This window comes from Pseudomonas sp. IT-232MI5, assembly GCF_949767845.1.
In the GTDB taxonomy this organism is placed as follows: domain Bacteria; phylum Pseudomonadota; class Gammaproteobacteria; order Pseudomonadales; family Pseudomonadaceae; genus Aquipseudomonas.
Genome location: NZ_CATKQE010000044.1, coordinates 134,116 through 155,205 on the forward strand (window position 1 = coordinate 134,116; position 21,090 = coordinate 155,205).

The following is a 21,090-nucleotide window of genomic DNA, read 5'->3' on the forward strand; positions in this document are numbered from 1 at the left end:
AAGTGACATTTCGATCAAGCGCTGTGGCTGATCGAGACCCAGTAACGGGTGAAATAGCGCACGTCGATTGGCAGCGAAGCCTGAAGATTGGCCAGCACTGCATCGGTGGAGTCGAGCCGGAATGTGCCGGATACCCGCAGATCCCGCGCGCGGTTATCGCAGTGCAAAACACCGCGGCGATAGCGGCCCAATTCTTCAATCACGTCGCCCAAGCGTGCATTGAGCACAATCAACTGGCCATTGGTCCACGCCACTTCCGTGGATTTGAAGGGATGAGTGAGCCCGATGTGTCGACGATCAAAGTCGGCCCCTTCGCCTGCGTTCAGAATAATTGCGGCTGTTGATAGATCAGCAGGCTGAACGCTGATCCGGTCTTCCAGCACACCGACACGGGTAGACTCCGATAACTGATGTACGGAAAACCGGGTGCCCAGCGCTTGAATCCGGCCATCACGGGTGTCGACGAAAAAGGGCCGTTGATCGCCAAGTTTGCCGGTTTGAATCAGGATCTCGCCGGAGCGCAGGCGAATCAGCCGCTGCGTCGGATCAAAAGACACGTCAATGGCAGTGTCGGTGTTGAGCTGAATCTGACTGCCATCAGCCAATGTCAGGTTGCGACGCTGGCCAACGCCAGTTTTATAGTCGGCCCAGACATTCCCCTGCGATGTGTGTTGCTGGACATTCCAGCCAACGAACCCCGTCCCCGCAGCGAGTAGCAACAACTTGAGCACCTGGCGTCGTTGCTGTCCGGTATTCAGGGCGCGACGTTTCAAATCAGGCGGCAACGTACCGAGGTGGCGCTGCAGTTGTTCCATCTGGTTCCATGCCGCCAGGTGCGCTGGATCACTGTCTATCCACAGCTGCCAGGCCTTCTGTTCGGCGAGCGTCGGCGGGTCCGCCTGAAACTGCACATACCAAGTGGCGGCGGCTTCGAAAACCTGGCGATCGGGAGCGATGGCCATCAATGTTGCGCCATGATCAGGGCACATTCCGTCAGGGCACGGATCATGTGTTTCTTCACCGTGGTCAGCGAAACCTTTAGCTGCAGGGCGATCTGTTGATAAGTCCGGCCATCGATCTGCGACAGCATGAAAATCTGTTGGCTTCTGGGGCCGAGCCCCGCCAAGGCTTTATCCACAGCGACCAGAGTTTCGATGATCAGCGCCTTGTCTTCCTCGCTGATGGCGGTGGCTTGCGGTCGAGCTGCCACGGTCTGCAAATACGCAGCTTCGATAGCCTTCCTGCGATAACGATCGATCACCAGCCCGCGTGCAACAGTCGCCAGATAGTCCCGTGGTTCACGAATATGCGCGGCGTTGCGCGCCGCGAGAATCCGCACAAACGTGTCATGCGCTACATCGGCCGCATCGCAGGCGTCATGCAATTTGCCCTTGAGCCAGCCATATAGCCACGAATGGTGTTGCTCGTAGATTTGCTCGATCGCAGCAGTGTGGGCGGGTAGGGACATGGGGAAAAACTGATGAGTTAATGATAATGCCTATTATTAGCCCCTGTTACGTTCTCTCACAATAGCCCTCGCACTTCCCTCCATCGGCTTCTTTGTCGCCAGCGAACCCTCGCTGGCGTTTTTTTTTGCGCTGTGAAAAAGCCGTTGTATCGTTTTTCTGTGGATTAAGCCCTGTGAATAACTGCCACTAAGGGCAGTTGATAACAGGGCCTGAAAACTGGACATAACCGCCCCTGTGGATAAATACCCCTTTCATCCACAGGCTTAAACCGGTTATCCAAGGTCCTCATTGGCACATGGTCACAGGGTTTTGAATCTCTGTACATATTGAATATAAAGGCCTGTAGCGATCTATCCACAGAAACGTGCCTCAGTAAAAATAAACATAAAAACAAAGGTTTTATAAATTTCTCTCTTTTTTATTCTTTTAACCTCGAGTTCTCCACAGCTGGTTAAATTTTGTGCAAAGGGTTCTTTAGGAAGGGCGAAGTCCCTATACTTGTCGACCAGGTCCAGAAACCTGATCTCAAACTATTCCTGAATTACCTACTTAAGCAGGCACGAGGTGCGTGGTGGATTTCCCTTCCCGTTTTGAAGTGATCGTCATCGGCGGCGGTCATGCCGGTACCGAGGCAGCACTGGCCTCAGCACGTATGGGGGCAAAAACCCTGTTGCTGACGCATAACGTGGAAACCCTCGGAGCCATGAGTTGCAACCCGGCCATTGGTGGCATTGGCAAAAGCCATCTGGTCAAGGAAATCGATGCCCTCGGCGGCGCGATGGCCATGGCCACCGATTTGGGCGGCATCCAGTTTCGCGTGTTGAACAGCCGCAAAGGCCCAGCCGTACGGGCGACCCGTGCGCAAGCTGACCGGATTCTGTACAAAGCCGCTGTCCGTGAAATCCTGGAAAACCAGCCGAACCTGTGGATATTTCAACAAGCTGCTGACGATCTGATCGTCGAACAGGAACAAGTCCGCGGTGTTGTCACGCAAATGGGTCTGCGCTTCTTCGCCGATTCCGTGGTGTTGACCACCGGTACCTTCCTCGGCGGACTTATCCACATCGGTTTGCAGAATTTTTCCGGCGGTCGAGCCGGTGATCCACCGTCGATCGCGCTGGCTCACCGTCTGCGTGAAATGCCACTGCGGGTCGGTCGCCTGAAAACCGGTACACCGCCGCGTATCGACGGCAAGTCTGTGGATTTCTCGGTAATGACCGAGCAGCCCGGCGATACGCCGATCCCGGTGATGTCGTTCATGGGCAACAAAGAACAGCATCCACGCCAAGTGAGCTGCTGGATTACGCACACCAACGCCCGCACCCACGAAATCATTGCCGCGAACCTCGATCGTTCGCCGATGTATTCGGCTGCCGGTGAAATCGAAGGCATCGGTCCGCGTTATTGCCCGTCGATCGAAGACAAGATCCACCGCTTTGCCGACAAGGAAAGCCATCAGGTGTTTATCGAACCGGAAGGTTTGACCACCCATGAGCTGTACCCGAACGGGATATCCACAAGCTTGCCGTTCGACGTGCAATTGCAGATCGTGCAATCGATCCGCGGCATGGAAAACGCACACATCGTGCGTCCGGGCTATGCCATCGAGTACGACTACTTCGATCCGCGCGACCTGAAGTACAGCCTGGAAACCAAAGTCATTGGCGGTCTGTTCTTCGCCGGGCAAATCAACGGCACCACCGGTTACGAAGAAGCCGGCGCCCAAGGTTTGCTCGCTGGCGCCAACGCCGCACTGCGCGCCAAGGGCAAAGAAGCCTGGTGCCCGCGTCGCGATGAGGCGTACATCGGCGTTTTGGTCGACGACCTGATCACCCTTGGCACTCAAGAGCCGTACCGCATGTTCACTTCCCGTGCCGAGTACCGCCTGATTCTGCGCGAAGACAACGCCGACCTGCGTCTGACCGAAAAAGGTCGCGAACTCGGTCTGGTCGATGACGCCCGTTGGGCGGCCTTCTGCAAGAAACGCGAAAGCATCGAGCTGGAAGAACAGCGCCTGAAAAGCACTTGGGTTCGCCCGAACACGCAGCAGGGCGATGCGATTGCCGAGAAATTCGGCACGCCGCTGACTCACGAATACAACTTGCTCAACCTCTTGAGTCGTCCGGAAATCGACTACGCTGGTCTGGTCGAAGTGACCGGCAACGGCGCGGAAGATCCACAGGTCGCCGAGCAGGTTGAAATCAAGACCAAATACGCCGGTTACATTGATCGTCAACAGGACGAAATCGCCCGTCTGCGCGCCAGTGAAGACACGAAATTGCCTGTGGATATCGATTACACCAACATTTCCGGTCTCTCCAAGGAGATCCAGAGCAAGCTCGGCGCGACTCGACCAGAGACGCTGGGCCAGGCTTCGCGGATCCCGGGTGTGACCCCGGCAGCGATTTCGCTGTTGATGATTCATTTGAAAAAACGCGGCGCGGGCCGTCAGTTGGAGCAAAGCGCTTGAGTTCTAAGGTCACTTCGCAACACGCCGAAGAGTTATCCACAGGAGCCCGCGAGCTCGGTGTCAATCTCACTGAAACCCAGCACGAATTGCTGCTGGGTTATCTGGCCCTGTTGATCAAATGGAACCAGGCCTACAACCTGACCGCCGTGCGCGATCCGGACGAAATGGTTTCGCGGCACTTGCTCGATAGTCTCAGCGTGATGTCGTTCATTGAAAACGGTCGCTGGCTCGACGTTGGCAGCGGCGGCGGCATGCCGGGAATCCCGTTGGCGATTTTGTATCCAGACTCGCAAGTGACCTGTCTGGACAGCAACGGCAAGAAAACCCGCTTCCTGACTCAGGTCAAACTCGAACTCAAACTGGATAACCTGCAAGTTATCCACAGTCGTGTCGAAGCGTTCCAGCCTGCGCAGCCGTTCAACGGGATCATTTCCCGGGCGTTCAGCAGCATGGAAAACTTCACCAACTGGACTCGCCACCTCGGCGATGCCGATACACGCTGGCTGGCAATGAAGGGCGTTCATCCGGCCGATGAGCTGGTAGCATTGCCGGCAGACTTCAAACTCGATAGCGAACACGCCCTGGCCGTACCCGGTTGCCAAGGCCAACGCCATCTGCTGATACTGCGCCGCACGGCATGATTGGGAACACAAGCAAGAATGGCTAAGGTATTCGCGATAGCGAACCAGAAGGGTGGTGTGGGCAAGACCACCACCTGCATCAACCTCGCAGCATCCCTGGTCGCGACCAAGCGCCGGGTGCTGTTGATCGATCTCGATCCACAGGGCAACGCCACCATGGGTAGCGGTGTGGATAAACACGGCCTGGAAAACTCGGTCTACGACCTGCTGATCGGCGAATGCGATCTGGCCCAGGCCATGCACTATTCCGAGCACGGCGGTTATCAACTGCTGCCGGCCAACCGCGATTTGACGGCGGCCGAAGTGGTGCTGCTGGAAATGCAGATGAAGGAAAGCCGTCTGCGCAGCGCGCTGGCGCCGATCCGCGAAAACTACGATTACATTTTGATCGACTGCCCGCCGTCGCTGTCGATGCTTACGCTGAACGCATTGGTCGCCGCCGATGGGGTCATTATCCCCATGCAGTGCGAGTACTTTGCGCTCGAAGGGCTGAGCGACCTTGTGGATAACATCAAGCGCATCGCCGAACTGCTCAATCCGAACCTGAAAGTCGAAGGCCTGCTGCGGACCATGTATGACCCGCGCCTGAGCCTGATGAATGACGTTTCGGCGCAGCTCAAGGAACACTTCGGCGAGCAGCTCTACGACACGGTGATCCCGCGCAACATCCGTCTGGCCGAAGCGCCGAGCTACGGCATGCCGGCGCTGGCCTACGACAAACAATCGCGTGGCGCCCTGGCTTATCTGGCCCTGGCCGGCGAGATGGTTCGCCGTCAGCGCAAAAATTCACGCATCGCCGCCGCTCAGGCAACTTAAGGAATCCCCATGGCCGTCAAGAAACGAGGTCTCGGACGTGGACTGGATGCACTGCTGAGTGGTCCGACCGTCAGCGCGCTGGAAGAACAAGCCGCGCAGGCTGACACCCGTGAGTTGCAACATCTGCCGCTGGATCTGCTGCAGCGCGGTAAATACCAGCCGCGCCGTGACATGGATCCGCAGGCGCTGGAAGAACTGGCAGCGTCGATCAAGGCGCAAGGCGTAATGCAGCCGATCGTGGTGCGCCCGATTGGCGGTGGCCGCTTCGAGATCATCGCCGGTGAACGTCGCTGGCGCGCGAGTCAGCAAGCCGGCCAGGAAACCATCCCGGCGATGGTCCGCGATGTGCCGGATGAAACCGCAATCGCCATCGCGCTGATCGAGAACATCCAGCGCGAAGACCTCAATCCGATCGAAGAAGCGGTGGCTCTGCAGCGTTTGCAGCAGGAATTCCAGCTCACTCAGCAACAAGTTGCTGAGGCTGTGGGTAAGTCCCGCGTCACTGTGGCTAACCTGTTGCGGCTTATTGCGCTGCCGGAAGTCATCAAGACCATGCTGTCCCACGGCGACCTGGAAATGGGTCACGCCCGTGCATTGCTCGGTCTGCCGGAAAATCAGCAGGTGGAAGGGGCGCGACATGTTGTCGCACGCGGTCTCACTGTGCGCCAAACTGAGGCACTGGTTCGTCAGTGGTTGAGTGGCAAACCGGAGCCTGTGGAGGCGACCAAACCCGACCCGGATATCGCTCGTCTCGAACAGCGTCTGGCCGAGCGCCTAGGCTCTGCGGTGCAGATTCGCCACGGCAAGAAGGGAAAGGGTCAGTTGGTGATCGGTTACAACTCCCTCGATGAGCTTCAAGGTGTGCTCGCACACATCCGCTGAAACATTTCCTCATGTAGCGCGCAGTCGGAAATCACTACCTGACAGTTGAATAGGGGCAGAACCGCCCCTATACTCTGCGCGCATTTTGTCGGCACAAATTATGCCAAGTTATTGAATTCTGGCAGCCGACCATTGGAGAGCAAACGTGATGGAAACCCGCAAGCCAAACCGCCTGCCGTTCCATCGCCTGGCGGTTTTTCCGGTGTTAATGGCTCAATTTGTCATTTTGCTCATTGCCGCTTTGGCGCTCTGGCAATGGCATGGAGTCGTTGCCGGATACTCGGGACTTTGCGGAGGCCTGATAGCCTTGCTGCCCAATGTTTATTTCGCTCACAAGGCATTTCGGTTTTCCGGCGCCCGAGCAGCCCAGTCCATCGTCCGGTCATTTTATGCCGGCGAGGCAGGCAAACTGATTTTGACGGCAGTGCTCTTTGCACTGGTGTTTGCAGGTGTGAAGCCACTGGCGCCGATAGCTGTATTCGGCGCGTTCGTGCTGACTCAGTCCGTCAGCTGGTTCGCTCCCCTGCTGATGAGAACAAGACTTTCGAGACCTTAGGGCGTTTGAGGCAACCATGGCAGAAACAACCGCTTCGGGCTATATCCAGCACCACTTGCAGAACCTGACCTTCGGTCAGCTACCTAACGGCGGCTGGGGCTTTGCCCATACCGCAGCAGAAGCCAAAGAAATGGGCTTCTGGGCTTTCCACGTCGATACTCTCGGCTGGTCGGTCGCGTTGGGTCTGATCTTCGTACTTCTTTTCCGCATGGCGGCAAAGAAAGCGACTTCGGGTCAGCCGGGTGCTTTGCAGAACTTCGTTGAAGTATTGGTCGAATTCGTCGATGGCAGCGTGAAAGACAGCTTCCATGGCCGTAGCCCGGTGATTGCACCGCTGGCACTGACCATCTTCGTCTGGGTGTTCCTGATGAACGCCGTCGACCTGGTACCGGTCGACTGGATTCCTCAGCTGGCCATCCTGATCTCCGGCGACCACCACATCCCGTTCCGCGCCGTGTCGACTACCGACCCGAACGCGACCCTGGGCATGGCGTTCTCGGTTTTCGCACTGATCATTTTCTATAGCATCAAGGTCAAGGGCTTCGGCGGCTTCATCGGCGAACTGACCCTGCACCCGTTCGGCAGCAAGAACATCTTCGTTCAAGCCCTGCTGATCCCGGTGAACTTCCTGCTGGAATTCGTGACCCTGATCGCCAAACCGATCTCTCTGGCTCTGCGTCTGTTCGGCAACATGTATGCCGGCGAGCTGGTGTTCATTCTGATCGCTGTGATGTTCGGCAGCGGTCTGCTCTGGCTGAGCGGCCTGGGCGTTGTTCTGCAGTGGGCGTGGGCTGTGTTCCACATCCTGATCATCACGCTGCAGGCGTTCATCTTCATGATGCTGACCATCGTCTACCTGTCGATGGCGCACGAAGAAAACCATTAAGACCAGTCTCGACTAGTCTGATGTCCTTCCCGGTCAAACGGGAAGGGGCTCTTCACAGGGCACCTGAAACGATTTGTTTTACCGCTTTAATCTAAAAAACCTAAACCATACGACGTAAAAGTCGGGAGGAAAGATGGAAACTGTAGTTGGTCTAACCGCTATCGCTGTTGCACTGTTGATCGGCCTGGGCGCACTGGGTACCGCAATTGGTTTCGGCCTGCTGGGCGGCAAGTTCCTGGAAGGCGCAGCGCGTCAGCCAGAAATGGTTCCAATGCTGCAAGTTAAAATGTTCATCGTTGCCGGTCTGCTCGACGCCGTAACCATGATCGGTGTTGGTATCGCTCTGTTCTTCACCTTTGCGAACCCGTTCGTTGGTCAGATCGCTGGCTAATTACCCGGATTCTTCCGAGTAATTTGATGTGATGGACAACGTAACTGCGAGGTGTTGGCGTGAACATTAATGCGACCCTGATTGGCCAGTCCGTTGCGTTCCTGATTTTTGTACTGTTCTGCATGAAGTATGTATGGCCTCCGGTCATCGCTGCTCTGCACGAACGTCAAAAGAAGATCGCTGATGGTCTGGACGCTGCCAGCCGTGCAGCTCGCGACCTGGAGTTGGCCCAAGAAAAAGCGGGTCAGCAACTGCGCGAAGCGAAAGCTCAGGCAGCTGAAATCATCGAGCAAGCCAAGAAACGCGGTAACCAGATTGTCGAAGAGGCCGTTGAAAAGGCCCGTATCGATGCTGACCGTGTGAAGGTTCAGGCTCAAGCCGAGATCGAACAGGAACTGAACAGTGTCAAAGACAAGCTGCGTGCCCAAGTGGGCTTGCTGGCTGTCGGCGGCGCCGAGAAGATCCTGGGTGCCACAATCGATCAAAACGCGCACGCAGAGCTGGTTAACCAACTGGCTGCTGAAATCTAAGCGAGGGCGATCATGGCAGAACTGACCACGTTGGCCCGACCTTACGCTAAGGCGGCCTTCGAGCACGCTCAGGCCCACCAGCAACTGGCCAATTGGTCAGCCATGCTCGGCCTGGCTGCAGCGGTGTCACAAGATGACACCATGCAGCGCGTGCTCAAGGCCCCGCGACTGACGAGCGCAGAAAAGGCCGCCACGTTTATTGACGTGTGCGGCGACAAGTTTGATGCCAAGGCACAGAACTTCATCAATGTCGTTGCCGAAAACGACCGTCTCCCGCTTCTGCCGGAGATTGCCGCTCTTTTCGACCTGTACAAGGCCGAACAAGAGAAGTCGGTAGACGTTGAAGTGACCAGTGCTTTTGCATTGAACCAAGAACAGCAAGACAAACTCGCCAAGGTTCTCAGTGCACGACTCAACCGGGAAGTGCGCCTGCAAGTTGCGGAGGATGCTGCCCTTATAGGTGGTGTCGTTATCCGCGCCGGCGACCTGGTTATCGATGGCTCGATTCGCGGCAAAATCGCGAAACTTGCCGAAGCATTGAAATCTTGAGTTTGAAGGGGCAGCAGAGCAATGCAGCAACTCAATCCTTCCGAAATAAGTGAAATTATCAAGGGCCGCATCGACAAGCTCGATGTGACCTCCCAAGCCCGTAACGAAGGCACTGTCGTCAGCGTATCTGACGGCATCGTGCGGATTCACGGTCTGGCCGATGTTATGTACGGCGAGATGATCGAGTTTCCGGGCGGCGTCTACGGTATGGCTCTCAACCTGGAGCAAGACTCCGTAGGTGCCGTTGTATTGGGCGCTTACCAGTCTCTGGCTGAAGGCATGAGCGCCAAGTGCACCGGCCGCATCCTCGAAGTTCCGGTTGGTAAGGAACTGCTGGGTCGCGTAGTCGACGCACTGGGTAACCCTGTTGACGGCAAAGGTCCACTGGGCAACACCTTGACCGACGCGGTCGAGAAAGTTGCTCCGGGCGTGATCTGGCGTAAGTCGGTAGACCAGCCTGTACAGACTGGCTACAAGGCTGTCGATGCCATGATCCCTGTCGGCCGTGGCCAGCGTGAGCTGATCATCGGTGACCGTCAGATCGGTAAAACCGCTCTGGCGATCGACGCGATCATCAACCAGAAAGACAGCGGCATTTTCTGCGTCTACGTAGCCATCGGTCAGAAACAATCGACCATCGCCAACGTGGTTCGCAAGCTGGAAGAAAACGGCGCCCTGGCCAACACGATCATCGTGGCTGCCAGTGCTTCGGAATCTCCTGCGCTGCAATTCCTGGCACCGTACTCCGGTTGCACCATGGGTGAATTCTTCCGCGACCGCGGTGAAGACGCGCTGATCGTTTATGACGATCTGTCCAAGCAAGCAGTGGCTTACCGCCAGATTTCCCTGCTGCTGCGCCGTCCACCAGGCCGTGAAGCTTACCCAGGCGACGTGTTCTATCTCCACTCCCGTCTGCTGGAGCGCGCATCCCGCGTTTCGGAAGAGTACGTAGAGAAGTTCACCAACGGCGCAGTGACCGGCAAAACCGGTTCCCTGACCGCACTGCCGATCATCGAAACCCAGGCTGGCGACGTTTCCGCGTTCGTTCCGACCAACGTGATTTCCATCACCGACGGTCAGATCTTCCTGGAATCGGCCATGTTCAACTCGGGCATCCGCCCTGCAGTGAACGCCGGTGTTTCGGTATCCCGTGTGGGTGGTGCCGCTCAGACCAAGATCATCAAGAAGCTCTCCGGTGGTATCCGTACCGCTCTGGCTCAGTACCGTGAACTGGCGGCATTCGCCCAGTTCGCTTCTGACCTGGACGAAGCGACCCGTAAGCAACTTGAGCATGGTCAGCGCGTTACCGAGCTGATGAAGCAGAAGCAATACGCACCAATGTCGATCGCTGACATGGCGCTGTCGCTGTATGCCGCTGAGCGTGGGTTCCTGACTGACATTGAAATCGCCAAGATCGGCAGCTTCGAACAAGCGCTGATTGCTTTCTTCAACCGCGATCACGCCGATTTGATGGCCAAGATCAACGTTAAAGGTGACTTCAATGACGAAATCGACGCTGGCATGAAAGCCGGTATCGAGAAGTTCAAGGCCACCCAAACCTGGTAAGCCGCAGCGGGAGCCGCGAGGCTCCCGCTTGCTAACCTGATAGGTGTTACATGGCAGGCGCAAAAGAGATTCGCAGTAAGATTGCGAGCATCAAAAGCACGCAAAAGATTACCAGCGCCATGGAAAAAGTGGCGGTCAGCAAAATGCGCAAGGCACAAATGCGCATGGCTGCTAGCCGTCCTTATGCGGAGCGTATCCGCCAGGTAATTGGGCATCTGGCCAACGCCAACCCGGAATACCGCCACCCGTTCATGATCGACCGCGAAATCAAGCGTGTGGGTTATGTCGTTGTGAGCAGTGACCGTGGTTTGTGCGGCGGCTTGAACACCAACCTGTTCAAGGCCCTGGTCAAGGACATGGCGGTAAACCGCGAAAACGGCGTCGAGATTGATCTGTGTGTCGTTGGTAGCAAAGGTGCGGCCTTTTTCCGCAACTTCGGCGGTAACGTCGTTGCAGCTATCAGCCACCTGGGTGAAGAGCCGTCGATCAATGATCTGATCGGCAGCGTCAAGGTGATGCTGGATGCCTACCTGGACGGCCGTATTGACCGCCTGTCCGTGGTGTCCAACAAGTTCATCAACACCATGACGCAACAGCCTACCGTGGAGCAGTTGATTCCACTGGTGGCCACCCCGGATCAGGATCTCAAGCACCACTGGGACTATCTCTACGAACCGGATGCCAAAGAGCTGCTTGACGGCTTGATGGTCCGCTACGTTGAGTCGCAGGTCTACCAGGCGGTGGTCGAGAACAACGCGGCTGAACAAGCTGCGCGGATGATCGCGATGAAGAACGCTACCGACAACGCCGGTGATTTGATCAGCGATTTGCAGCTGATCTACAACAAGGCGCGTCAGGCTGCGATCACCCAAGAGATCTCGGAAATCGTCGGCGGCGCTGCCGCGGTTTAACGGTTCAAATATTCAGAGGATCCAGCTATGAGTAGCGGACGTATCGTTCAAATCATCGGCGCCGTTATCGACGTGGAATTTCCACGCGACAGCGTACCGAGCATCTACAACGCGCTGAAAGTAGTGAGCGCGGCTGAAACCACTCTGGAAGTTCAGCAACAGCTGGGCGACGGCGTGGTTCGCACCATTGCGATGGGTTCCACCGAGGGCTTGAAGCGCGGTCTGGAAGTTACCGATTCTGGCGCAGCCATCTCCGTACCGGTCGGTAAAGCGACCCTGGGCCGGATCATGGACGTCCTCGGTAACCCGATCGACGAAGCTGGCCCGATCGACACCGAAGAGCGTTGGGGCATTCACCGTCCAGCGCCTTCGTTCGCTGAACAGGCAGGCGGCAACGACCTGCTGGAAACCGGCATCAAGGTTATCGACCTGGTTTGCCCGTTTGCCAAAGGCGGTAAAGTCGGTCTGTTCGGTGGTGCCGGTGTAGGCAAAACCGTAAACATGATGGAACTGATCCGTAACATCGCCATCGAGCACAGCGGTTATTCCGTGTTCGCCGGTGTGGGTGAGCGTACTCGTGAGGGTAACGACTTCTACCACGAGATGAAGGACTCCAACGTTCTGGACAAAGTGGCACTGGTTTACGGTCAGATGAACGAGCCGCCGGGTAACCGTCTGCGCGTAGCACTGACCGGCCTGACCATGGCCGAGAAGTTCCGTGACGAAGGTAACGACGTTCTGCTGTTCGTCGACAACATCTATCGTTACACCCTGGCCGGTACTGAAGTATCCGCACTGCTGGGCCGTATGCCTTCGGCAGTAGGTTACCAGCCGACCCTGGCTGAAGAGATGGGCGTTCTGCAAGAACGTATCACTTCGACCAAGGAAGGTTCGATCACTTCGATCCAAGCGGTATACGTACCTGCGGATGACTTGACCGACCCGTCGCCAGCGACCACCTTCGCCCACTTGGACGCCACCGTCGTTCTGTCCCGTGACATCGCTTCCCTGGGTATCTACCCAGCGGTAGATCCACTGGATTCGACTTCGCGCCAGCTGGACCCGAACGTAATCGGCCAGGACCACTACGACACCGCTCGCGGCGTTCAGTACGTTCTGCAACGTTACAAAGAGCTGAAGGACATCATCGCGATCCTGGGTATGGACGAGCTGTCGGAAGCCGACAAGCAGTTGGTAAACCGTGCTCGTAAGATCCAGCGCTTCTTGTCGCAGCCGTTCTTCGTGGCTGAAGTCTTCACCGGTGCTTCGGGTAAATACGTTTCCCTGAAAGACACCATTGCTGGCTTCAAAGGCATCCTCAACGGTGACTACGACCACCTGCCAGAACAAGCGTTCTACATGGTTGGCGGCATCGAAGAAGCGATCGAGAAAGCCAAGAAACTGTAATCCCGGCGCCCGGCAACGGGCGCTAATTTAGGTTGAGGCAATCAGATGGCTATGACAGTCCATTGCGATATCGTCAGCGCGGAAGGAGAAATCTTTTCCGGCCTGGTCGAGATGGTGATTGCGCACGGTGCACTGGGTGATCTTGGTATCGCTCTGGGTCACGCGCCGCTGATCACTAATCTGAAGCCAGGTCCGATCCGCCTGATCAAGCAAGGCGGGGAACCCGAGGTGTTCTACATCTCTGGTGGTTTCCTCGAGGTTCAGCCGAACATGGTCAAAGTGCTTGCCGACACTGTGCAACGTGCCGCCGACCTGGATGAAGCTCAGGCTCAAGCCGCTCTCAAGGCTGCTGAGCATGCTCTGCATGAAAAAGGCGCTGATTTCGACTACAGCGCTGCGTCAGCACGTCTGGCCGAGGCTGCAGCTCAGCTGCGCACCGTCCAGCAGATCCGCAAGAAGTTTGGCGGTTAATCCGTCAGCCACTTGTTGTGCGATTGATAAAAAAGGGTAGCCTCGGCTACCCTTTTTTCTTTTCCGAATTCCTAAAAACCGGTCGCAGTTGCTGACCACCCAGGATTGGTAGCCAGTCATGTCTCTTGAAATCGTTATCCTCGCGGCCGGTCAAGGCACCCGTATGCGTTCAGCCCTGCCGAAGGTGCTGCATCCGATTGCCGGCAATTCCATGCTGGGTCATGTTATCCACAGCGCCCGGCAACTTGAGCCACAACGCATTCATGTCGTGATCGGCCATGGCGCCGATGTGGTGCGTGAACGCCTGGCCGCTGATGATCTGAATTTCGTCCTGCAAGACAAACAACTCGGTACCGGTCACGCCACTGCGCAAGCGGTGCCGTTCATTACTGCCGACACTGTGCTCATTCTTTACGGTGACGTACCGCTGATCGAAGTCGAAACCCTACAACGTCTGCTCAAACACGTCGTGCCCGGGCAGATGGGTTTGCTCACTGTCGAACTGGAAGACCCAACCGGTTATGGCCGCATCGTGCGCGATGCTGACGGCAAGGTGGCCGCGATCGTTGAGCATAAAGATGCCAGCGAAGCGCAACGCGCGATCACTGAAGGCAACACCGGTATCCTCGCTGTTCCGGCCAATCGTCTGGCCGACTGGATGAGCCGTCTGTCGAACAACAACGCGCAGGGCGAGTACTACCTGACCGACGTGATCGAGATGGCAGTCAGTGACGGTCTGGTTGTCGCCACCGAGCAACCGCACGACCCGATGGAAGTGCAGGGCGCCAACGATCGCAAGCAGTTGTCCGAGCTGGAGCGTCATTACCAGTTGCGTGCTGGCCGTCGCTTGATGGCGCAAGGCGTGACCCTGCGTGACCCGGCGCGTTTCGACGTGCGAGGCGAAGTCAGCGTGGGCCGCGATGTGCTGATCGATATCAACGTGATCCTCGAAGGCAACGTTGTAATCGAAGACGACGTGGTCATCGGCCCGAATTGCGTGATCAAGGACAGCACCCTGCGCAAAGGCGTGGTGATCAAGGCCAACAGTCATATCGAAGGCGCTGTTATGGGCGAGGGCAGCGATGCCGGCCCGTTCGCGCGTCTGCGTCCAGGCACCGTGCTTGAAGCACGCGCGCATGTGGGTAACTTCGTTGAGCTGAAAAATGCCCACATGGGCGAAGGCGCCAAGGCGGGACATCTGACTTATCTGGGCGATGCCGAGATCGGAGCGCGTACCAACATCGGCGCGGGCACCATTACTTGCAACTACGACGGTGCCAACAAGTGGAAAACCGTGTTGGGTGCTGATGTGTTCATTGGCTCCAATAATTCATTGGTCGCGCCTGTGGATATCTCTGCCGGGGCGACCACGGCGGCCGGGTCGACCATTACGCAGAATGTGGATAACGCGCAGTTGGCCGTTGGCCGAGCGCGGCAGAGGAATATCGACGGCTGGAAGCGGCCGGAGAAGATCAAGAAGGACTGAGTTATCCACAGCGGCTTCAAGATCAAAAGATCGCAGCCTTCGGCAGCTCCTACGGGAATTGTCGGTGGTTGCGATTTTTTATGGGCGATGGGTTGACGATTTGAGGGCGATAGGTTTTGATTACTTCCGTTATCTTTCGAAACGAAACTTAAGTCCCCATGTCGAAACGCAACACGCCGCAACGCCGTCACAACATCCTCGCCTTGCTCAACGAGCAGGGCGAAGTCAGTGTGGATGAACTGGCCAAGCGCTTCGAAACCTCGGAAGTTACGATTCGCAAGGATCTGGCCGCGCTGGAAAGCCACGGCTTGTTACTGCGCCGCTACGGCGGGGCGATCACCATGCCGCAGGAACTGGTCGCGGAGACTGCGCAGAGCGTTTCCAAATACAAACAGGCGATTGCCCGCGCGGCGGTGAAACGTATCCGTGAACACGCGCGAATCATCATCGACAGCGGCAGCACCACCGCTGCAATGATTCCGGAGCTTGGCCAACAGCCCGGTCTGGTGGTGATGACCAATTCCTTGCACGTCGCCAACGCCTTGAGCGAACTCGAACACGAACCGGTGCTGTTGATGACCGGCGGTACCTGGGATCCGCATTCGGAATCCTTCCAGGGCCAGGTTGCCGAGCAGGTACTACGCTCTTACGACTTCGACCAGTTGTTCATTGGTGCCGACGGCATCGATCTGGTGCGCGGCACGACCACCTTCAACGAGCTGCTCGGTTTGAGCCGGGTCATGGCCGAGGTCGCGCGGGAAGTCATCGTCATGGTCGAGGCCGACAAGATCGGTCGCAAGATTCCCAATCTGGAACTGCCGTGGAGCAGCGTCCATACCCTAATTACCGATGATCGCCTGCCTATCGAAGCGCGCGATCAGATACAGGCCCGCGGTATCACCGTGATTTGCGCGGCTGTCAGTCAGGAGAAATAAGCATGTGTGGAATTGTCGGCGCAGTTGCTGAACGTAATATCACCGCCATCCTGCTCGAAGGCCTCAAGCGCCTTGAATACCGTGGCTATGACAGCGCCGGTGTCGCTGTCTTCACCAACGACGAAACCCTCGAGCGCATGCGGCGCCCGGGCAAAGTCAGCGAACTCGAAGCCGCGTTGGCCGAGCATCCACTGGTGGGTCGCCTCGGTATTGCCCACACCCGTTGGGCGACTCACGGCGCACCGTGCGAACGCAACGCGCACCCGCATTTCTCCGGCGACATCGCGGTGGTGCACAACGGCATCATCGAAAACCACGAAGCCTTGCGTGAACAGTTGAAAGCGCTGGGTTATGTGTTCACCTCCGACACTGACACAGAAGTCATCGCCCACCTGCTTAACCACAAGCTCAAGGATCAACCTGATCTGAGCGTTGCGCTCAAAGCCACCGTTAAAGAACTGCACGGCGCTTACGGTCTTGCCGTGATCAATGCGAAACAACCGGATCGTCTGGTTGCTGCGCGCAGTGGCAGTCCGCTGGTGATTGGTCTGGGTCTGGGCGAGAACTTCCTCGCGTCTGACCAGTTGGCGCTGCGTCAGGTCACCGACCGCTTCATGTACCTGGAAGAAGGCGATATCGCCGAAATTCGCCGCGATAACGTGCAGATCTGGGACATCAACGGCGATGCGGTCGAGCGCCAGACTGTGCAGTACAGCGACGGTGCCGAAGCCGCCGACAAAGGTGAATACCGCCACTACATGCTCAAGGAAATCCACGAGCAGCCTGCGGTTGTTCAACGCACCCTCGAAGGTCGCCTGAGCAACGATCAGGTATTGGTTCAAGCCTTTGGCCCGCAAGCCGCCGAGCTGTTCGCCAAAGTCCGCAATGTACAAATCGTCGCCTGCGGCACCAGTTATCACGCCGGCATGGTCGCGCGTTACTGGCTGGAAGAGCTGGCCGGGATCCCGTGCCAGGTCGAAGTCGCCAGCGAATTCCGCTACCGCAAAGTGGTGGTACAACCGGACACCCTGTTCGTGACCATCTCGCAATCCGGTGAAACCGCCGACACCCTCGCCGCTCTGCGCAACGCCAAAGAGCTGGGCTTCTTGGCCAGTCTGGCGATCTGCAACGTCGGCATCAGCTCGCTGGTGCGCGAATCCGATCTCACTCTGCTGACCCAGGCTGGCCGCGAAATCGGCGTCGCCTCGACCAAAGCCTTCACCACGCAACTGGTCGGTCTGTTGCTGCTGACCCTGTCGCTGGGCCAAGTGCGCGGCACCCTGGCGGACGGCGTCGAAGCACGTCTGGTCGAAGAACTGCGTCGCCTGCCAACCCGTCTCGGCGAAGCCTTGGCGATGGACAGCACTGTGGAAAAGATCGCCGAACTGTTCGCCGAGAAAAACCACACCCTGTTCCTCGGTCGCGGTGCGCAATTCCCGGTGGCGATGGAAGGTGCCCTGAAACTCAAGGAAATCTCTTACATCCACGCCGAAGCCTACCCGGCCGGTGAGCTGAAACACGGCCCGCTGGCACTTGTGGATAACGACATGCCAGTGGTTACCGTCGCGCCGAACAACGAACTGTTGGAAAAGCTCAAATCCAACCTGCAGGAAGTCCGCGCCCGTGGCGGCGAATTGATCGTGTTCGCCGACGAGAAAGCCGGGATGACCAACGGCGAAGGCACCCACGTGGTGCAGATGCCGCATATCCACGACATCCTCTCACCGATCCTCTACACGGTTCCGCTGCAGTTGCTGTCGTATTACGTCGCGGTGCTCAAGGGCACCGACGTCGATCAGCCGCGTAACCTGGCGAAGTCGGTGACGGTGGAGTAGTCGACTTGAGCGAGAAGCTGCTGCCTACCAAGTCAGCAGCATTTGCTTGGCAGATACTCGTCACGGTTCAAGTCTTTCAGGCCGCAGCGTTGTTCCGTGGCGTTCGCGAAGCGACGTAGCATTTCGATCGCCCCATCACGTGCCTCTTTCGACAAATCGCAGGCCAGGTCGCGAGCTTCACCCACCAGATCCGACCGAATACTTTCATAGATGGCCGTGCCTTCTGGCGTCACCGTGATCGCTAGGGCGCGGCCGTCAGTTGCGTCGGGCACACGGCGAACCAGCCCTTGTTTGGCAAGCGAATCGACCAGCCGACTAGCGTTGCTCTTATCGAGAAATAGCTCGCTGGCCAACGATTGAACACGAACAGGCCCTGCCTTAATCACATGCTCAAGTGCGTAGCATTGAGTGACGGATAAGCCCTCGCAGCAACTGCGATCTCTGTCACGAAACTGGTACACGCGAACCAAATGACTCAGCGCTTCATAGAGCTGTTCGGCATCCTGGTCGATCTGATCAATCTTTGGCATAGCACTCGGCTCGCAATTCCGGGGAAAACGCTAATACCACCTTAGCATTCGTAGTGACACATTTTTTTGGGCATAAGGGCCGACGAAATTGTTCCAAGATATTAGTTGCGGTGCGCAACGTATTTTGCGATTGTGAATTGGAGATATGGCTTGCGGGATTTTCAGAGGCGGCTGCGGTAACGCTTGGAGGTACAGGGATGTTGGTAGAAACGCTTAGGACGAAAACAGGCTCCCGGTTACGAAACCTATGGAGCAGTGTTTCCATTCCTCTACCTGTAGCGATGCTACTGGGCGCGATTCTGATCCCACTTCTTGCCGGCAGTAGCAGCGGGGACGTATTCCAGTCGCTGAGCAAAGGCTTCGGAAATAACCTCGGTTATTTCGCCATCGTCATCCTGAGCGCGTTTTTCATTGCCGGGTGGATCTCGGCGCAAGGAAGTGCGTCTTTCGGAAAATTCGGTATCTCTCTTTCACCTCTGCTGGGTGCTGGGATGGTTTGTCCCGATACGGCCTACGCCTCTCTTGCTCCCATTGCGGGGCAACACAGGAAGTACATCGCGATCGGATGCTACTCAGGGTTCAAGCTGCTGATGCCCGCTGGCCCGCTGATCATCGGGATTGGGCTGGGAGCCAACACTCATGACCCAAAGTTTCTGTATCTAGGATTGCTGCTTACCGTCGTCACGTGGATTACCGGAACGATCTGGACTTACTGGACGACCCGCTCGGACTTTTCATCCACCAGTGATCCGACTGATCCAACCGCTTCTCAGGATTCGGTTATCAAAGTAATTCTGCCTCTGGCTGTATTTTTTGCACTCCTGATCGCCGGGTACACCATCACCAAGAACCAGCATTCCGTAATCGAGTTCTTCACGACTCCCGCCGGTGCGCTGATCGCCACATCGTTATTGATCGCGATTAGCTGCAAACCTGGCGAGGTTCAAGATCTGCTGTCCAAAGCAATGCGTAGAACCAGCTCGTTATTGTTCACCATAGGTTGTGCGTCTGCGTTGGGCCAAGCCCTCGGTATGGTGCTTCCCAAGGATCTGATTCAGCAGGCATTCAGCGCGTCGGGCAGCACCACGCATATTTTGGTTGGGGTGTTCCTGCTGGCAGCGGTATTCAAAACACTGAATGGTTCTTCGCTTGCGACCTTTGCTGCCATCCCACCTGTTCTCTCGCCAATCTTGGCGTCGAGCGGAGTGGATTTGATGAGCGTCACGTTCGCCGTATGCCTGGGATCCTTCGTCGCCATTCTCCCTAACGACAGCTATTACTGGTTGGTCAAAACCGACGCCTTTCCCGAATACAGCACCGGCAGGTACATGCGCCTAGTGACCGCCGGCTCAGTTCTACAAGCATTGATAGGCTTGGCAGTCCTTCTGCTGATCTCGCTTTAACTTCGAATTCCTACAAAACCATCAGTGACTCCAGTCACCGAATCGTCGTGCCTGAGCTCAAGGAGAAAGAGAATGAAGTACTTGGTCGCCAGTACATTCGAAGGGGGGTATCAACCGCTCAACGCGATATCTGCAACCACAGCTCTACTCGATGCAGATATCGAAGCGCAGTTGATCGATATCTACGTCGAGGGACTTGCCCTGGAGAGATTCAGTGACGCAGATTTGGTCTTCATCTGCGTACCGCTTTTTGACTCTCTGACTGCCGGAACGCAGTTGGCCAAGCAGCTTAAAGAAGCGAAGCCCTCCCAGAAAATTTGCTTCTTCGGTCAATACGCGACCATCAATGCAAAGAGCCTGGCCTCCAAATACGGAGACTATGCGATCGCCGGCGAGTGGGAAAAACCCATTGTCAGCTTGGCTAAACACCTGAGTGGCGAACAGGGACAAGATCTGCGCGGAGTGATCGATCGGACTCGCGGCCTTTCCAGTGAGATTGTTGTGCCTCAGTTGATACGTGACGGGTTCCGCCTGCCGCGCAGGGACCTGGCACCGCCTCTACACAAATATCCCCAACCTCAGCTGGAGAAGTTGCTCGGCGAAAAGAAAGTTGTGGGTGGGGTCGAAGGGTCGCGCGGATGTCACCATAAGTGTTCCTACTGTTCGGTGTATGCGGCCTATGACGGCAAGGTGCTTTTGGTCTCCGATGATCTCGTTGAGCGCGACGTGGCGAACCTCGTCGCACAGGGAATGACTCACCTCACCTTCACGGATGCCGATTTTTTCAATGCCAAGAAGCACGGTTTGAAAATCATCCGGACTCTGCATTCGCAATTCCCCGACCTCACGTACGACTTCACCACTCGCGTGGATCATATTTTGGAGAACAAAGACGCCATCAAGGAAATGGGGCCGCTCGGGCTTGCTTTCATCACCACCGCGTTGGAGTTCCCCAAGCAGGAAGTTCTCGATCAGGTCTTCAAGGAAATGAACGTGCCCATGATCGAGGAGGCGTTGGCGTTTCTGAAGGAGGCCGGCGTCAAGGTTAACCCGACCTTCATCACGTTCAACCCTTGGGTGAGCCTTGAAGACATGGCCGAGCTGCACGATTTCATTGCTCGCAACGAGTTGGAGAACATCGTCGACCCCATCCAGTTTGAGACTCGGCTGCATCTCTATAAAGGCTCACCGCTGCTCAACAACGACACGGTGAAGGAGTTGCAGTTGGAGGAGCACGAGTTTCACTTCGACTGGCAGCATTCGGACTCCCGCCTGGACAAGCTCTTCATGGACTCGGTCACACCGCCAGAAGAAGGTGTGTTCAAACGTTGCTGCCTGAAATGCTAAGGAGATAAC

General features: G+C 56.7%; 21 protein-coding genes. 18 read left to right on the forward strand and 3 right to left on the reverse strand.

Annotation, left to right across the window (positions count from 1 at the left end):
* Window positions 1-14: 14 nt before the first annotated feature.
* Together ACM6JQ_RS19115 and ACM6JQ_RS19120 are read right to left on the reverse strand one after the other, a co-directional pair.
* The gene (locus ACM6JQ_RS19115) at window positions 15-962 is read right to left on the reverse strand and encodes a FecR domain-containing protein (protein WP_414894502.1); all 948 of its coding nucleotides are present in this window, start codon (window positions 960-962) and stop codon (window positions 15-17) included.
* Complete coding sequence (locus tag ACM6JQ_RS19120) at window positions 962-1,468, reverse strand: sigma-70 family RNA polymerase sigma factor (RefSeq protein WP_095113137.1); 507 nt, start codon at window positions 1,466-1,468, stop codon at window positions 962-964. The genes ACM6JQ_RS19115 and ACM6JQ_RS19120 overlap by 1 nt, the downstream gene beginning before the upstream one ends.
* Window positions 1,469-2,040: 572 nt before the next feature.
* Between ACM6JQ_RS19120 and mnmG the strand changes: the two genes are divergently transcribed.
* The 16 genes from mnmG to glmS all read left to right on the forward strand — a co-directional run bounded on the left by mnmG (window position 2,041) and on the right by glmS (window position 17,801).
* Window positions 2,041-3,939 carry a tRNA uridine-5-carboxymethylaminomethyl(34) synthesis enzyme MnmG gene (gene mnmG / locus ACM6JQ_RS19125; protein ID WP_007911904.1) on the forward strand — a complete coding sequence of 633 codons (1,899 nt, stop codon included), beginning with the start codon at window positions 2,041-2,043 and terminating at the stop codon, window positions 3,937-3,939.
* Window positions 3,936-4,580: a 16S rRNA (guanine(527)-N(7))-methyltransferase RsmG gene (rsmG, locus tag ACM6JQ_RS19130; RefSeq protein WP_007911906.1), complete on the forward strand. Its 645-nt coding sequence runs from the start codon at window positions 3,936-3,938 to the stop codon at window positions 4,578-4,580. The genes mnmG and rsmG overlap by 4 nt, the downstream gene beginning before the upstream one ends.
* 18 nt (window positions 4,581-4,598) lie before the next feature.
* On the forward strand, window positions 4,599-5,396 hold the full coding sequence (locus ACM6JQ_RS19135; RefSeq protein ID WP_007911909.1) for a ParA family protein: 798 nt from the start codon (window positions 4,599-4,601) through the stop codon (window positions 5,394-5,396).
* A gap of 9 nt (window positions 5,397-5,405) precedes the next feature.
* Window positions 5,406-6,278 carry a ParB/RepB/Spo0J family partition protein gene (locus ACM6JQ_RS19140; RefSeq protein ID WP_007911911.1) on the forward strand — a complete coding sequence of 291 codons (873 nt, stop codon included), beginning with the start codon at window positions 5,406-5,408 and terminating at the stop codon, window positions 6,276-6,278.
* A gap of 148 nt (window positions 6,279-6,426) precedes the next feature.
* Window positions 6,427-6,834: a F0F1 ATP synthase subunit I gene (locus ACM6JQ_RS19145; protein ID WP_003229783.1), complete on the forward strand. Its 408-nt coding sequence runs from the start codon at window positions 6,427-6,429 to the stop codon at window positions 6,832-6,834.
* 16 nt (window positions 6,835-6,850) lie between these two features.
* Window positions 6,851-7,720, forward strand: a complete 870-nt coding sequence (atpB, locus tag ACM6JQ_RS19150; protein ID WP_007911917.1) for a F0F1 ATP synthase subunit A — start codon at window positions 6,851-6,853, stop codon at window positions 7,718-7,720.
* 133 nt (window positions 7,721-7,853) lie between these two features.
* The gene (gene atpE, locus ACM6JQ_RS19155; protein WP_003097235.1) at window positions 7,854-8,111 is read left to right on the forward strand and encodes a F0F1 ATP synthase subunit C; all 258 of its coding nucleotides are present in this window, start codon (window positions 7,854-7,856) and stop codon (window positions 8,109-8,111) included.
* A gap of 59 nt (window positions 8,112-8,170) precedes the next feature.
* Entirely contained in the window at window positions 8,171-8,641 is a 471-nt protein-coding gene (locus tag ACM6JQ_RS19160) for a F0F1 ATP synthase subunit B (RefSeq protein WP_016772403.1), read from the forward strand.
* 12 nt (window positions 8,642-8,653) lie between these two features.
* Window positions 8,654-9,190, forward strand: coding sequence for a F0F1 ATP synthase subunit delta (locus ACM6JQ_RS19165; RefSeq protein ID WP_007911956.1), 537 nt, complete (start codon window positions 8,654-8,656; stop codon window positions 9,188-9,190).
* Between the two features lie 21 nt (window positions 9,191-9,211).
* Window positions 9,212-10,756 carry a F0F1 ATP synthase subunit alpha gene (atpA, locus tag ACM6JQ_RS19170; RefSeq protein ID WP_007911958.1) on the forward strand — a complete coding sequence of 515 codons (1,545 nt, stop codon included), beginning with the start codon at window positions 9,212-9,214 and terminating at the stop codon, window positions 10,754-10,756.
* A 50-nt stretch (window positions 10,757-10,806) separates the two neighbouring features.
* Window positions 10,807-11,667, forward strand: coding sequence for a F0F1 ATP synthase subunit gamma (atpG, locus tag ACM6JQ_RS19175; protein WP_007911960.1), 861 nt, complete (start codon window positions 10,807-10,809; stop codon window positions 11,665-11,667).
* Window positions 11,668-11,694: 27 nt separating this feature from the next.
* The gene (gene atpD, locus ACM6JQ_RS19180; protein WP_007911961.1) at window positions 11,695-13,074 is read left to right on the forward strand and encodes a F0F1 ATP synthase subunit beta; all 1,380 of its coding nucleotides are present in this window, start codon (window positions 11,695-11,697) and stop codon (window positions 13,072-13,074) included.
* Window positions 13,075-13,119: 45 nt separating this feature from the next.
* Window positions 13,120-13,545, forward strand: a complete 426-nt coding sequence (locus ACM6JQ_RS19185) for a F0F1 ATP synthase subunit epsilon (RefSeq protein WP_007911962.1) — start codon at window positions 13,120-13,122, stop codon at window positions 13,543-13,545.
* Between the two features lie 118 nt (window positions 13,546-13,663).
* A complete protein-coding gene (glmU, locus tag ACM6JQ_RS19190; protein ID WP_095113138.1) occupies window positions 13,664-15,031 on the forward strand; it encodes a bifunctional UDP-N-acetylglucosamine diphosphorylase/glucosamine-1-phosphate N-acetyltransferase GlmU in 1,368 nt (455 codons plus the stop codon).
* Window positions 15,032-15,189: 158 nt separating this feature from the next.
* Entirely contained in the window at window positions 15,190-15,966 is a 777-nt protein-coding gene (locus tag ACM6JQ_RS19195) for a DeoR/GlpR family DNA-binding transcription regulator (protein ID WP_007911964.1), read from the forward strand.
* Window positions 15,967-15,968: 2 nt separating this feature from the next.
* Window positions 15,969-17,801, forward strand: a complete 1,833-nt coding sequence (gene glmS / locus ACM6JQ_RS19200) for a glutamine--fructose-6-phosphate transaminase (isomerizing) (protein WP_414894503.1) — start codon at window positions 15,969-15,971, stop codon at window positions 17,799-17,801.
* 32 nt (window positions 17,802-17,833) lie between these two features.
* Here the strand turns inward: glmS and ACM6JQ_RS19205 are convergent, their stop codons facing one another.
* Window positions 17,834-18,331 (reverse strand): MarR family winged helix-turn-helix transcriptional regulator, encoded by a 498-nt coding sequence (locus ACM6JQ_RS19205; protein ID WP_095113139.1) that lies wholly within the window; start codon window positions 18,329-18,331, stop codon window positions 17,834-17,836.
* Between the two features lie 197 nt (window positions 18,332-18,528).
* On the opposite strand from ACM6JQ_RS19205, the gene arsQ reads away from it, so the two are divergent.
* Window positions 18,529-19,734: an arsinothricin export permease ArsQ gene (arsQ, locus tag ACM6JQ_RS19210; RefSeq protein ID WP_095113140.1), complete on the forward strand. Its 1,206-nt coding sequence runs from the start codon at window positions 18,529-18,531 to the stop codon at window positions 19,732-19,734.
* Window positions 19,735-19,806: 72 nt separating this feature from the next.
* Window positions 19,807-21,081, forward strand: a complete 1,275-nt coding sequence (gene arsL / locus ACM6JQ_RS19215) for an arsinothricin biosynthesis radical SAM protein ArsL (RefSeq protein ID WP_095113141.1) — start codon at window positions 19,807-19,809, stop codon at window positions 21,079-21,081.
* Window positions 21,082-21,090 lie beyond the last annotated feature (9 nt).